Genomic DNA, 12219 nt, shown 5'->3' with positions numbered 1-12219 from the left:
TGCAGACGGGCGGTTGCGTTAGCGTATGACCATGGCATCCGACGCACACCCGCGCACCCCGTTTCCCAGCCCGCCGCGCGCTGATGCCTCGGTGACTCCCCGTTTGCTCGCCATCGACATCGATGGCACGCTCACGAACAGCGCGAAGCAGATCACGCCGTTCACACGGGACGAGATCGCGCGAGTGGTCGCGACCGGGGCGCAGCTCGTGATCGTCACGGCGCGCGCCATCGCCGCCTCCATGATCATCGAGCGCAAGCTCGGGGTGCCGGCGTCGCACATCGCGTTCGGCGGGGGCACGATACGAGTGCGTGAAGGCGAGCGGCTCGTCGTGCTCGAAGAGCATCCGTTCGAGCGTCAAGATGTCGCGCGCATGCTCGAAGCGGCCGCCGGAGCCGACGTTCATGTCGGGCTCTACACCGCGGCGGAGTGGCACGTCAGCGACATGGGATTCTGGGGGCTGCGCGAAGCGCGCAACACTTCGATCTGGCCGAATACGATCGGAGACGGCACGCCCCCGGCCATCCCAGTGGACCCGGTCTTCAAAGTCATGTTCCGTGGCGACCCCGACGCCCTCGCACCGATCAAGGCGGCGATCGACCGCGAACTGCCGGGCGCATTCGCGCACTTCTCCGCCCGCGTGCTCGAAGTCACCGCATCGCGCAAGCACACCGCACTGACATCACTGACCGCCCACCTCGGCATCGACCTGCACGAGGTGATCGCCTTCGGCGACACCGAGGCCGACGTGCCCATGCTCGACGCCGCCGGCATCGGCGTGCTCATGGGCAACGCAGACTCGACGCTGACCGTCGCACCGCACGTCGAACGCACACTCTCGAACGATGAGGAGGGCGTGGGACTCAGTCTGCGCAAGCACTTCCCCACCGACGCGCCGTTCGAGATCTGACTCCGCACGCAGGCGCCGTGGTGAAACGTCGAAGGGTCCGGGCGCGCTGCACCCGGACCCTTCGACATCACCCGATCACGACCAGCGGTTGGGATCCATATCGCTCGTGACGTGGCGGATGGTGCCGGAGTGCGCACGCATGACGATGCTCTCGGCGCGCACGAACGGGCCGTTGCGCTTGACCCCGTCGACGAACTCGGCGTCCGTGATGCCGGTTGCGACGAAGTAGCAATTGTCGCTCGCGACGAGGTCGTTCGCCTCGAGCACGCGGTCGAGGTCGTGGCCCGCATCGATCGCGCGCTGGCGTTCTTCGTCATCCTTCGGCCAGAGTCGTCCCTGAATCACGCCGCCCAGAGCCTTCACCGCACACGCCGTGATGATTCCCTCTGGCGTGCCGCCGATGCCGACGCAGAGATCGATGTTCGAATCCCAGCGAGCAGCGTTGACGCCACCGGCGACATCGCCATCCATGAGCAGGCGGGTGCCGGCACCGGCCGCACGGATGTCGGCAATGAGCTGCTCGTGGCGCGGCCGATCCAGCACCGCGACGCGAATGTCGGACACGTCTACGCGCTTCGCGCGGGCGAGGGCGCGGATGTTCTCGCCGATGGGACGCCGGATGTCGACGACGCCGACGCCGACGGGGCCGCACACCAGCTTGTCCATGTAGAAGACCGCCGACGGGTCGTACATGCTGCCGCGATCGGCAACCGCGATCACCGAGAGCGCGCCCGGGCGGCCTTCCGCGGTGAGACGGGTGCCGTCGATCGGGTCAACCGCCACGTCGCACTCGGCGCCTTCGCCGTTGCCCACGACCTCGCCGTTGTACAGCCAGGGCGCGTCGTCCTTCTCGCCTTCGCCGATCACCACGGTGCCGCGCATGTTCACCGTCGACAGGAAACGGCGCATCGCGTCGACCGCCGCACCATCCGCCGCGAGCTTGTCGCCGCGTCCGATCCACGGTGTCGAGCGCATCGCTGCCGCCTCCGTAGCGCGCACGAGCTCCATTGCGAGGTTGCGATCGGGCTGCCATTCGCCCAGCGAAACAGGTTCAGTCATAGCTGCAACCCTACCGCGTAGACTGGTGCGACGAAGCGGAACCCTACGAAGTCAAGGAGCGCACATGCCCGTTGCAACACCGGAACAGTACGCCGCTATGCTCGACGCCGCGAAGGCCGGATCCTTCGCGTTCCCCGCGGTCAACGTCTCGAGCTCGCAGACCCTCAACGCCGCCCTGCAGGGCTTCGCGGAGTCGGGGTCGGATGGAATCATCCAGGTGACCACGGGCGGTTCCGACTATCTCGCCGGGCACACGGTGAAGAACCGCGCGGGCGGCGCCATCGCGTTCGCCAAGTACGCGGAAGAGGTCGCGAAGGCGTACGACGTCACCGTTGCACTGCACACGGATCACTGCCCGAAGAACGCGCTCGACGACTTCCTCCTGCCGCTCGTCGCCGCGAGCGAGGCGCGCGTCGCGGAGGGCGGCCTGCCCTACTTCCAGTCGCACATGTGGGACGGCTCGGCCGTTCCGCTGCCCGAGAACCTCGAGATCGCACGCGAACTGCTCCCCCGCCTCTCCGCGATGAACGTGGTGCTCGAGGTGGAGATCGGCGTCGTCGGCGGTGAAGAAGACGGCGTCAGCCACGAGATCAACGACCAGCTCTACACGACACTCGACGATGCAGTCGCGACGGTCGAGGCGCTCGGCCTCGGCGACCAGGGTCGCTACCTGACGGCGCTCACGTTCGGCAACGTCCACGGCGTCTACAAGCCCGGCGGCGTCTCGTTGCGGCCGGAGCTGCTCGCCGAGATCCAGCAGGGTCTGCAGGCGAAGTACGGTGTTGGCGAGAAGCCGCTCGACCTGGTCTTCCACGGCGGTTCCGGCTCTTCTGCCGAGGAGATCGCTGAGGCCGTGCGCAATGGCGTGATCAAGATGAACATCGACACGGACACGCAGTACGCATTCACACGCGCGCTCGCCGACTACATCTTCAAGAACTACGACGGCGTGCTCAAGATCGACGGCGAGGTCGGCAATAAGAAGCAGTACGACCCGCGCGCCTGGGGCAAGGTCACCGAGACGGCAATGGCAGCACGCATCGCAGTCGCGGCCGAACAGCTCGGCTCCGCAGGGAAGTCGGTGAGCGCGTAGTGACACTCCCCCACGACGAATCCCCGCAGACGCAGCGCCCGACCGATCGTCCGCTGCCCGCCTACGGCGAGCTCGCCCCCGAAGGGTGGGAGTGGAAGCCAGAGACGGAAGACGGCCAGCGCCCGAACGAGGCCTCGTCGACGCCCTCATCCGGTTCGCCGCTGACCGGGGTGCCCCATAACCTCGGAGCGCGCGATGCGGGCGCGAACGCCGTCGCACCATCAGCGCCGACGACCTCGCCCACGTCGAACTCCCGCGATCCCGAACCGTACCGCGCTGCTGCCCCGCAGAGTACGCGCGACTCGGCACCGCAGCAGCAGGCTCCCCAGCAGCAGGCGCCGCAGCACACGCACGGCACACCCGAGGTTCCGCAGCAGAAGCCCCGCATGGCGGATCGTGTCATCACCATCATCCTGCTCGTGCTCGGCATGTTCGGCTCGCTGAACTTCGCCGCCTCGATGATGAACCTGCCGGCGAGCCTTTCCGTCATGGGATCGATCCTCGAGGTCGAGGACTTCACCGTCCCGTCGTGGGTCGGCACCGTCGGCACGGTGACGGCGATCGCGATCTTCGCGGTGTTCGCGGTGAGCCTCATCTTCTCGATTCAGCGCATGCGCGCGCGCAAGCTCGCCTTCTGGGTGCCGCTCACCGCCGGCGCGATCGTCGTCCTCGGCACGATCATCGTCACTACCGTCGTAATGCTGAACGTCCCGGAACTGCTGAGCGCGGCCTCGGCCCCGGATGCGATGCAGAAGATGCTCGACTCGGTGACGGAGATGAGCCAGCCGTAGCGTGACCTGGAGTGCCCGATCACTGATCGGGCACTCCTGCAGTCTGGCTCAGCGCACGCGTCCGCCGAGCGCGCGAGCGTCGCGGTTTCCCGCCGCGTCCTGCCGCAGCTCTTTGGGGAGCGAGAACACGAGATCCTCTTCAGCGGTGACCGCGGCTTCGACGTCGCCGTACCCCGCATCCGCGAGGTCGTCGAGCAGTTCTTGCACGAGCACCTCTGGAACTGACGCTCCGCTCGTGACGCCGACGGTGCGCACCCCCTCGAGCCACTCCTGGCGCACTTCGCTCGCGAAGTCCACTCGATATGCGGCACGCGCGCCGTACTCGAGCGCCACCTCCTTGAGGCGCACTGAATTCGAGGAGTTCGCCGATCCGACGACGATCACGAGGTCAGCCTGGGGCGCGATCTGCTTGACGGCCACCTGCCGATTCTGCGTCGCGTAGCAAATATCGTCGCTCGGCGGATCCTGCAGATTCGGAAACCGCTCACGCAACCGGCGTACGGTCTCCATCGTCTCGTCGACCGAGAGCGTCGTCTGCGAGAGCCACACCAGGCGATCCGGATCCCGCACCTCGAGGCCGTCGACGTCATCGGGAGAATTCACGATGGTGATGCGGTCGGGCGCCTCCCCTGCGGTTCCCTCGACCTCTTCATGACCGGTATGGCCGATGAGGAGGATCTCGAGATCCTGCTTGGCGAAGCGCACGGCTTCGCGGTGCACCTTCGTCACCAGCGGGCAGGTCGCATCGATGGCGTGCAGACCGCGATCCGCGGCCTCCGCGACGACCGCGGGCGAGACGCCGTGGGCAGAGAAGACCACGTGAGCCCCCTCGGGCACCTCGTCCACCTCTTCGACGAAGATCGCTCCCATTTTCTCGAGCGTGTTCACCACGTGCACGTTGTGCACGATCTGCTTACGCACGTACACGGGCGCTCCGTAGCGCACGAGAGCTTTCTCCACGGCGACGACCGCGCGATCCACTCCGGCGCAGTAACCGCGAGGGGCGGCGAGAATGACCTTCTTGTCGCCGACGACCGGCTGGTCGCGCAGTCGTCCCGATTGACGGCGCATGCGAGGCATCGCGAGCGTCACCACGGGTGCCCCGATCGTGCGCTGGTCTCGCACCTGGGTGTCGTTCATGCGGCCGATTCTACCGCCGCCGCCTGCATGTCGGCCCCGCCAACTAGGCTGATGACATGGCAGACGCAGCATCGACCGGTCCCGCGACTCGTGACGCCCCGTGGCCCGTAGCGGAGATGAGCGAGAAGATCGCAGCGTGGATCGACCGGCTCGGCCAGGTATGGATCGAGGGCGAGATCACGCAGTGGCAGCTGCGCGGCGGGCACGTGTACGGCAAGCTCCGCGACCTGCAGCAAGACGCGACCATCAGCTGCACGGTGTGGCGCTCCGTCGCGCAACGCCTGACCAGCGAGTTCTCACCCGGCGACCGTGTGGTCGCGCTCGTGAAGCCGAATTTCTGGGTGAAGGGCGGCTCGCTCACGGTGCAGGTGCTCGACATCTCGCACGTCGGCATCGGTGAGCTGCTGGAACGCCTCGAGCGCCTTCGTCGACAACTGCAGTCGGAGGGGCTCTTCGACGCCGAGCGCAAGCGCCGCCTCCCGTTCCTCCCCGGCCGCATCGGGCTGGTGACCGGGCGCGATTCCGACGCGGAGAAAGACGTCATCCGCAACGCGACGCTGCGCTGGCCGGGGGTGCAGTTCACGATGCACTACGCCGCCGTTCAGGGCGACCGCGCCGCCGCAGAAGTGGCTGCGGGCATCGAGGCCCTCGACCGCGACCCCGAGATCGAGGTGATCGTCATCGCACGCGGAGGCGGCGACTTCCAGAACCTGCTGCCGTTCAGCGACGAACGGGTGGTGCGTGCAGCGAGCGCCGCCACCACCCCGATCGTGAGCGCGATCGGCCACGAGGCGGATCGTCCCTTGCTCGACGAAGTCGCCGACCTGCGCGCTTCGACGCCGACGGACGCCGCGAAGCGCATCGTGCCCGACGTCGGGGAAGAACTCGCCGGGCTCGATCAAGCACGCGCCAGGCTCACGACGCGCCTCGGGCAGTTGCTCGCCCACGAAACGGATCGCGTCGCGCAGTTGCGCGGGCGTCCGGTGCTCGCGGCTCCGGACCGCCTCATCGACGAGCGCGCCGAGGAGCTCGTGCGCTGGATCGCCCGCGGCACCGAACTCGCCGACCGCGCAATTGAGGATCGATCGCGATCGCTCGCCGATGTGCGCGGAAGACTCGCCGCGCTCTCCCCTCGGGCGACCCTGGAGCGCGGCTACGCGATCGCGCAGATCACCGACGACTCCGGTTCGGCCGGCGCGGTACTGCGCGACCCGGCCGACGCACCGGCAGGCACCGCGATCCGGCTCTCGCTCGCCGGTGGCGTGCTCGGCGCCGAAGCGACGCAACGCTGAGCCCACCCGGGCGTGGCACCGGCCCATGCAATACTGCATGTCATGGCGAAAGCGCGTAAGTCGGGGCCCGAAGACGGAGTCCACTCGGTCGAGGCTCCCGAGCCGTTCGGAGTGCTCGACGAGCTCGACGAACAGCTCATCGTGCTGCTCGAGCGCGACGGTCGCATGAGCTATTCCGAACTCGGCAACGAGGTCGGGCTCACCCCGGGCGGCGCTCGCGCCCGGGTGAAGCGACTGCAAGAGCGCGGTGTCGTGCGCGTGATCGGCGTGACCAGCCCGAACGCCGTGGGTCTCAGCAGTATTGCGAGTCTGCAGATCGAGGTGTCCGGAGACATCGACGCGGTCGCCGATCGGATCGCGGCCTTCGAAGGCGTGCGCTACGTCGTCCTGGGGTCGGGCCGGTTCAGCATTCTGGTCGAGGTGTACGCGACGTCGCCCGGCGAGCTGTTCACGCTCATCAATCGGCAGATCCGAGAGATTCGCGGCGTCTCGCACATCGAGACCTTCCTCTACGATTCGGTCCACACGCATCGTCCTATTTTTCCGCTGTTGAACGGACGATGACGTTCGTCGCAGGCCGCTGCGCGCCCGGACGCGACCGCAGCCGCCTGCGACTGGAGCGAATCGCTCAGGCCGTTCGCTCGTCGACGATCAGGCCCAGCGCACGAGCGAGTGCTGCGGATTCGTCGATCACCGCGGTCTGCCAATCCGTGAGCGCACGGGTCGGCGAGTCTCCCACCGAGAGGGTGAACGGATCCTCCACACCCGTGCGAACACCGCTCAGCGCTTCGAGCACGGCGACGCCGCAGAACGGGACGTGCACGGCCGAATAGCCGCCCTCGTGAGAGAAGACGATCTTGCCATCGCACACCTCGTCCGCGATCGCGAGCAATCGCTCCGCGATACCGCGGAAACCTTCAGAGGTCACGCTCATGCGCCCGAGCGGATCGAGTGCAGATGGGTCGAATCCGCTCGACACCAGAATGAGGTCGGGCTCGAAGGCGGTGATGGCCGGGCGGGCGACCGAGTCGACGACGGACCAGTACGCCCCGTCACCGGAGCCGGCGGGAAGCGGCACATTGATGTTCGTGCCGGCACCGTCGCCGGTACCCTGCTCGGCCACCAAGCCGCTGTCAACGGGGAACAGTCGATCCTGGTGCACGGAGATCGTGAGCACGTTCGGGTCATCCCAATAGATCTTCTGCGCGCCGTTGCCGTGATGCACGTCGTAGTCGAAGATCGCCACCCGCTGCACCTTGCCCGCGGCGCGCAGCGCTTCGATGGCCACCGGCACGTTCGCGAACAGGCAGTAGCCGCGTCCCTGATCTGGCTCCGCATGATGCCCGGGAGGGCGCACCAGTGCGTAGGCGTTGTCGACGACGCCGTCGAGCACCGCCTCCGCCGCAGCCAGGGTGCCGCCGGCTGCGAGCCGGGCGAGGTCGTAACCGCCGCGGCCGAACGGGGAGAAGCCGTCGCCCGCGTCGCCCCCGGCGTGCTCCGATTGCGTGCGAATCCGTTCAACGTGCTCCGCCGTGTGCACGCGCAGCAGGTCCTCTGCGTCGACCTCGCGCGCTCGTATGCGCACCAGCGAGTCGAGCAGGCCCGAAACCTCGACCAGGCCCGCGAATCGAGCCTTCGACTCCGGGCTCTCGAAGTTGTGGTACGGCTGCACGAATCCACCTGAGGGGTAAATACCTGCGTGCGTGCCCGTGTCGTGCCAGGCGTACCGCTCGTGCCAGACGTATCCGGTTCTGCGCTCCATTGCGTGTGTCCTTCCAGCTGCTCAGACGATGCGCGGCCTCACTGCGCCGCGTACCGGTGGCACCACCATAGCTCCCAAAATTCACGATCCACAAACAAATGTCTCATTTCAATGTCGAAACATAAATGAAACACTCTTCCCGTTGACTGTAGCGAGCTAATCGTGGTCTGATAGTGACGCTACGGGCCAGGGTCGGCTCGACAACGGAGGGCGCTGGTGCCCGCCGAGCATCCCGACGAAGGAGTCACCTCATGAAACGCACCCGTGCACTATCCGGCGGCGTCGCACTCGCGGCAGCCGCAGCGCTCGCATTGAGCGGATGCACCTCCGACAGCACTGCCGGCGGCGCATCGTCCGATTCAGAAGCCAAGGGCGCGGTCGCCATGAGCTTCGCCGGGCTCGATATTCAGATCTGGAACGACATGCTCCCCTTCATGGAGACGATCGTGACCGATGCCGGATACGAGTTCGTCACCGATGATCCGAAGTGGAACGCGCAGACGCAGGTTCAAGACTGGGAGTCGTGGCTCGTGCGTGGCGATATCAAAGCGATCATGGGGTACCCCGTGCAGTCGGACGCGATGGTCGCTGTGACGACGCAGGCGACAGATGCCGGAATCCCGATCCTCGGGTACGGCAGCACCTGGGATGGCGTGGCCGCGGCGGTCACCCTCGATCACGAGGCCGACGGAAAGCGGGCCGGCGAGAAGGCGGCCGAGTGGATCGCCGAGACCTACGGAGACGAAGAAGTCGATGTCGCCTTCCTCGGATGGCCCGACACCGATCTCGGCCGGCTCCGCGGCCAGGGGATGCTCGACGCCCTCGATGCGGCCGACCTCAATCTCGACATCACCGAGCACAAGGTGTTGAGCCTCGACGACGGGTATGCCGCGGTGCAGAACCAGCTCAACGCTGCACCCGACACGAAGGTGTGGCTCGCGATTGCCAACGACCCCGCGCTCGGGGCCTACCAAGCGCTCACCGACTCGGGCGTATCTCCCACCGACGACAGCATGCTGCTGCTCAACCTCGACGCGACGGACGCAGAACTCGAGGTGATCATGGAACCGGATTCGTTCTGGCGCTACGCCTACATCGCCCCCGCACGCCAGCTGGCCGAGGCGAACGCGCAAATGCTCGTCGATGCAGCAGAAGGCAACCCCGTCGAGGATCAGTCCGTTCCCGTCACCGAGGTCACCAGCGAGAACGCCGAAGACTTCCTGCTCGCGAACCAGTAGACCTCACCGCGGGGCGCTCGGCAACCGTCGGGTGCCCCGGTGGAATTCGTACGTCGTGATGAGAGGAATCCCCGTATGGCCGATAGTCGATTTCGGCTCGAGTACACCGGCGTCACCGTCGATTTCGGCGCGACCCGAGCGCTCGAAGACATCACGTTCGCGGTCGCTCCCGGCGAGATCGTCGGCCTGCTCGGCCACAACGGAGCCGGCAAGAGCACGCTCTTCAACGTGACCACCGGCGTGATCGCTGCGAGCAGCGGAGGGTTCAGCATCGATGGAGCGCCTGTCGACAAGCGGCTGACACCGCGCGAAGCCTCCCAGCGCGGGGTGACCGTGATTCACCAGGAACCCGCGCTCGCGCCCAACATGACCGTGCTCGAGAACCTCTTCCTCGCCCGCCAGGCTCCGCGAGCCGCGGATCGGCGCGCACAGGCGCGCGAGGCTCTCGCGGCAGTCGGTGCAGAGATTCCGCTCGAGATTCCCGTCGAGGCACTCGGTCTCGGCGAACGGCAGCTCGTCGACATCGCGCGCGGCATGCTCTCGGGAGAGATGAAGGTGCTCCTGCTCGACGAGCCGACCGCTGCGCTCGGCCGCGCTGAGACCGATGCGCTGCACGACCTCATTCGCGGCTTCGCCGAGCGCGGTATCGCGGTCGTCTACGTCTCGCACCGCCTGCCAGACATCATGGAGGCGTGCACGCGCATCGTCGTGCTGCGCGGTGGGCGCGTCGTCGTCGACGGGCCTTCGAGCGATTTCACCCCGGCGAAGCTCGCAGACGCCCTCGTGCCCGATTTGCGATCGCTCGACTTCACCCACGTCGAGCCAGGCGCTGAGGTCGTCGCGATCGACACTCCGGGCGGCACCGTTCATGCCCGAGCCGGTGAGGTGGTCGGCCTGTTCGGCATGGCGGGAGGCGAGCAGTTCGAGATCGCTGCCCAGCTCGCGGGCGCGGCGAAGAGTCCTCAGCCCTACACACTGAACGGGGAGACGGTGCGCTTCGCCTCACCGGGCCGCGCTATCAGAAAGGGCGTGTTCTTCGTTCCGCCGGACCGTGATACCGAGGGACTCATCGCCTCGGAAACCGCCCTCGATAACGTCATGCTCCCCTGGTACTCCTCTGGCGGTGCTCGCGGATGGTGGGTATCGGCGAAGTCGGGCTCGGTCGTGTACGAGCGCGCCCGCACTGCACTCGACATCCGGGGGCCGTCGGCCGACGCCGAGGTATCGCAGTTCTCGGGCGGCAATCGACAGAAGCACCTGCTCGCTCGCTGGCTCTACCCCGCGCAGCCCACGCTGCTGATCCTGGCTCAGCCCACACAGGGCGTCGACGTCGGCGCGAAGCTCGACATCGTCGAAGCGACCCGCGCAGCCGCCGCCCGGGGGGCCGCCGTACTGGTGGCGTCGAGCGAGTCGGACGAGATCGCGAGCCTCTGCGATCGTGCCTACACGACGCTCGGCGATCGTCTCGTCCCGGTTCCCCGCTCCAACACCTTCAACGAAGACCTCCTGACCTCGCTCCTCGCCATCGCCGAGCCGACCCGCGCCTGAACGGAACCTCCCCATGAACGCAGAACGCCTCAAGATCTTCGCTGCGAAGAACGGCATCTTCCTCGCACTCATCGTGCTCGTCGCCGTCTTCTCGATCCTCCGCCCCAACTTCTTCACCTTCGCGAACGGGCAGAGCATTCTGCTGCAGGCCGCCGAACTCGGATTGATCGCGATCCCCGCCGCTTTTCTCATCATGTCTGGAACCATCGACCTGTCTGTCGGCTCCGTGGCCTCGGCCTCGGCCATCACCGGCGGGCTCGCGATGAGTGCGACCGGGTCGACGCTGCTCGGGTTCGCCGCGGCCATCGCCACCGGCATCGCCGCCGGCGCACTCAACGGATTCCTGATCGCCTACCTGCGGCTCAACTCCTTCGTCGTCACGCTCGGCGCCCTGAGCGTCTGGGGCGGGCTCGCGCTCCTGCTCTCCGACGGGCGTACGATTCCCCGCGCAGAGCTGCCCGAGGCGTTTCGCAGCATCGGCACGTTGAAAGTCGGCCCGATTCCCATTCAGATCATCGCGCTCGTCGCGGTGATCGCCCTGGGTTGGTACGTGCTCAATCACACGACGTTCGGCAAGTCGGTCAAGGCGATCGGCGGCAACGAACGAGCCGCTCGCCTCATGGGGGTGAACGTGCAGCGTTCGCGCTTCCTCCTCTTCGTCGCTACGGGTGCATTCGCAGCTCTCGCCGGCCTGTTCCTCTCGGCCAAAGTGCAGTCCGCAAATCCGAACATCGGATCGGGCCTCGAGCTCGAAGTGCTGACGGTCGTGCTGCTCGGCGGCGTCGCGTTCGAGGGCGGGGTGGGCCGTATCAGCGGCGTCGTCGCCGGTCTCCTCTTCTTCCGCGTGCTGCGCGCCGGCCTGGTGTTCATGCAGGCCTCGCCGTTTCTCCAGACGATTCTGGTCGGCGCGACCCTCATCATCGCGGTCGCTCTCGACAGCTCGATCCAGCGCATGATCCGGTCCTCCTGGGCGAAACTCGGCAAGCGCGCCGTCGCTGCAGAGCAGACCGATGATGCCGAACGAGCGGAGTCGACAGCGCGGCCCTGATGCAGCGGCCGGCCGCCGGTTCGGCTGCTGCATGCGCGGTTCGGGTCCCCGCCGCCCTCGGCATCCGTGTCGGCGGCGGCGGGTAGACTGAGCGGCATGGCAGATACGGTGGTTCGGGATCCCGCCTCCCTCTCCTATGAGGAAGCGCGCGACGAGCTCATCCAGGTGGTCAGCCGCCTCGAACAGGGCGGAGCGACCCTCGAAGAGTCGCTGCAGCTCTGGGAGCGAGGCGAGACCCTGGCGTCGCGCTGCGAGGAGTGGCTGCTCGGCGCGCGTCAGCGACTGGAGGCGGCCCGCAAGAACGTCGGCGACGGTTCAGTCGGGGGTGACGCGTAGGC

At 67.1% G+C, this 12219-nt stretch carries 12 protein-coding genes; 9 read left to right on the top strand and 3 right to left on the bottom strand.

The genetic code is table 11. The features are described 5' to 3' along the window. Positions 1-31 precede the first annotated feature (31 nt). Positions 32-910 (top strand): HAD hydrolase family protein, encoded by an 879-nt coding sequence (locus AB0O71_RS11720; RefSeq protein ID WP_363745481.1) that lies wholly within the window; start codon positions 32-34, stop codon positions 908-910. 75 nt (positions 911-985) lie between these two features. Here AB0O71_RS11720 and glpX read toward each other — a convergent pair whose 3' ends face one another. Beyond that, positions 986-1969 carry a class II fructose-bisphosphatase gene (gene glpX / locus AB0O71_RS11715; protein ID WP_363745479.1) on the bottom strand — a complete coding sequence of 328 codons (984 nt, stop codon included), beginning with the start codon at positions 1967-1969 and terminating at the stop codon, positions 986-988. 64 nt (positions 1970-2033) lie between these two features. On the opposite strand from glpX, the gene fbaA reads away from it, so the two are divergent. Together fbaA and AB0O71_RS11705 are read left to right on the top strand one after the other, a co-directional pair. Beyond that, the gene (gene fbaA, locus AB0O71_RS11710) at positions 2034-3062 is read left to right on the top strand and encodes a class II fructose-bisphosphate aldolase (RefSeq protein WP_363745477.1); all 1029 of its coding nucleotides are present in this window, start codon (positions 2034-2036) and stop codon (positions 3060-3062) included. After that, on the top strand, positions 3062-3853 hold the full coding sequence (locus AB0O71_RS11705; RefSeq protein WP_363745475.1) for a DUF6264 family protein: 792 nt from the start codon (positions 3062-3064) through the stop codon (positions 3851-3853). The genes fbaA and AB0O71_RS11705 overlap by 1 nt, the downstream gene beginning before the upstream one ends. A gap of 48 nt (positions 3854-3901) precedes the next feature. Here the strand turns inward: AB0O71_RS11705 and AB0O71_RS11700 are convergent, their stop codons facing one another. After that, entirely contained in the window at positions 3902-4933 is a 1032-nt protein-coding gene (locus AB0O71_RS11700) for a 4-hydroxy-3-methylbut-2-enyl diphosphate reductase (RefSeq protein WP_363745577.1), read from the bottom strand. A 116-nt stretch (positions 4934-5049) separates the two neighbouring features. Between AB0O71_RS11700 and xseA the strand changes: the two genes are divergently transcribed. Beyond that, positions 5050-6285 (top strand): exodeoxyribonuclease VII large subunit, encoded by a 1236-nt coding sequence (xseA, locus tag AB0O71_RS11695; protein ID WP_363745472.1) that lies wholly within the window; start codon positions 5050-5052, stop codon positions 6283-6285. Positions 6286-6327: 42 nt separating this feature from the next. Then, positions 6328-6849: an Lrp/AsnC family transcriptional regulator gene (locus AB0O71_RS11690; protein WP_363745470.1), complete on the top strand. Its 522-nt coding sequence runs from the start codon at positions 6328-6330 to the stop codon at positions 6847-6849. A 64-nt stretch (positions 6850-6913) separates the two neighbouring features. Here AB0O71_RS11690 and AB0O71_RS11685 read toward each other — a convergent pair whose 3' ends face one another. Further along, positions 6914-8047, bottom strand: a complete 1134-nt coding sequence (locus AB0O71_RS11685; RefSeq protein WP_363745468.1) for a class II histone deacetylase — start codon at positions 8045-8047, stop codon at positions 6914-6916. Between the two features lie 251 nt (positions 8048-8298). On the opposite strand from AB0O71_RS11685, the gene AB0O71_RS11680 reads away from it, so the two are divergent. From AB0O71_RS11680 to AB0O71_RS11665, 4 genes are all read left to right on the top strand, one after another. Continuing rightward, entirely contained in the window at positions 8299-9285 is a 987-nt protein-coding gene (locus AB0O71_RS11680; RefSeq protein WP_363745466.1) for a substrate-binding domain-containing protein, read from the top strand. A gap of 75 nt (positions 9286-9360) precedes the next feature. Further along, complete coding sequence (locus AB0O71_RS11675; RefSeq protein ID WP_363745464.1) at positions 9361-10833, top strand: ATP-binding cassette domain-containing protein; 1473 nt, start codon at positions 9361-9363, stop codon at positions 10831-10833. Between the two features lie 13 nt (positions 10834-10846). Next, positions 10847-11881: an ABC transporter permease gene (locus AB0O71_RS11670; protein WP_363745462.1), complete on the top strand. Its 1035-nt coding sequence runs from the start codon at positions 10847-10849 to the stop codon at positions 11879-11881. A 96-nt stretch (positions 11882-11977) separates the two neighbouring features. Next, complete coding sequence (locus AB0O71_RS11665; protein ID WP_363745460.1) at positions 11978-12217, top strand: exodeoxyribonuclease VII small subunit; 240 nt, start codon at positions 11978-11980, stop codon at positions 12215-12217. Positions 12218-12219: the final 2 nt, after the last annotated feature.

This window comes from Leucobacter sp. NPDC077196 (genome assembly GCF_040687075.1).
Taxonomy (GTDB): domain Bacteria; phylum Actinomycetota; class Actinomycetes; order Actinomycetales; family Microbacteriaceae; genus Leucobacter.
This window is presented reverse-complemented; position numbering and strand designations above follow the sequence as displayed.

What these genes read in the sequence shown, in the direction of transcription:
- AB0O71_RS11720 (WP_363745481.1), top strand. Translation starts at nt 32, where the DNA reads ATGGCATCCGACGCACACCCGCGCACCCCGTTTCCCAGCCCGCCGCGC.
- glpX (WP_363745479.1), bottom strand. Translation starts at nt 1,969, where the DNA reads ATGACTGAACCTGTTTCGCTGGGCGAATGGCAGCCCGATCGCAACCTC.
- fbaA (WP_363745477.1), top strand. Translation starts at nt 2,034, where the DNA reads ATGCCCGTTGCAACACCGGAACAGTACGCCGCTATGCTCGACGCCGCG.
- AB0O71_RS11700 (WP_363745577.1), bottom strand. Translation starts at nt 4,933, where the DNA reads ATGCCTCGCATGCGCCGTCAATCGGGACGACTGCGCGACCAGCCGGTC.
- xseA (WP_363745472.1), top strand. Translation starts at nt 5,050, where the DNA reads ATGGCAGACGCAGCATCGACCGGTCCCGCGACTCGTGACGCCCCGTGG.
- AB0O71_RS11690 (WP_363745470.1), top strand. Translation starts at nt 6,328, where the DNA reads ATGGCGAAAGCGCGTAAGTCGGGGCCCGAAGACGGAGTCCACTCGGTC.
- AB0O71_RS11685 (WP_363745468.1), bottom strand. Translation starts at nt 8,047, where the DNA reads ATGGAGCGCAGAACCGGATACGTCTGGCACGAGCGGTACGCCTGGCAC.
- AB0O71_RS11680 (WP_363745466.1), top strand. Translation starts at nt 8,299, where the DNA reads ATGAAACGCACCCGTGCACTATCCGGCGGCGTCGCACTCGCGGCAGCC.
- AB0O71_RS11675 (WP_363745464.1), top strand. Translation starts at nt 9,361, where the DNA reads ATGGCCGATAGTCGATTTCGGCTCGAGTACACCGGCGTCACCGTCGAT.
- AB0O71_RS11670 (WP_363745462.1), top strand. Translation starts at nt 10,847, where the DNA reads ATGAACGCAGAACGCCTCAAGATCTTCGCTGCGAAGAACGGCATCTTC.
- AB0O71_RS11665 (WP_363745460.1), top strand. Translation starts at nt 11,978, where the DNA reads ATGGCAGATACGGTGGTTCGGGATCCCGCCTCCCTCTCCTATGAGGAA.